At 59.4% G+C, this 266-nt stretch carries 1 pseudogene; it reads right to left on the reverse strand.

The features are described from left to right. A pseudogene (locus FDX22_RS12300) lies at positions 1-266 on the reverse strand (ubiquinone-dependent pyruvate dehydrogenase); the annotation flags it as partial.

A 266-nucleotide genomic window follows, 5' to 3' on the forward strand; every position in this document is an offset into this window, starting at 1 on the left:
CGCAGAGCGTGAACAATCGGGGCTTTGATTTTAGCCGCAAACTCAACCAGCTCTTTATGCGCACCGGCGCAGCCGCTGCCGCACATCAGGGCGATATTGCTGGAGTAGCGCAGCAGTTGCGCCAGTTTTCTCAGTTCTTCCTCTTCCGGGGTGACTACCGGGAGCGGCGCATGATACCAGTGCGTGGTGGCGCTTTCAGGGGCAGGTTTTAGCGCGACGTCACCGGGTAAAACCACCACGGAGACGCCACGGTTGAGCACCGCTTT

Source organism: Citrobacter sp. TBCS-14 (assembly GCF_005280805.1).
Taxonomy (GTDB): Bacteria; Pseudomonadota; Gammaproteobacteria; order Enterobacterales; family Enterobacteriaceae; genus Citrobacter; species Citrobacter gillenii.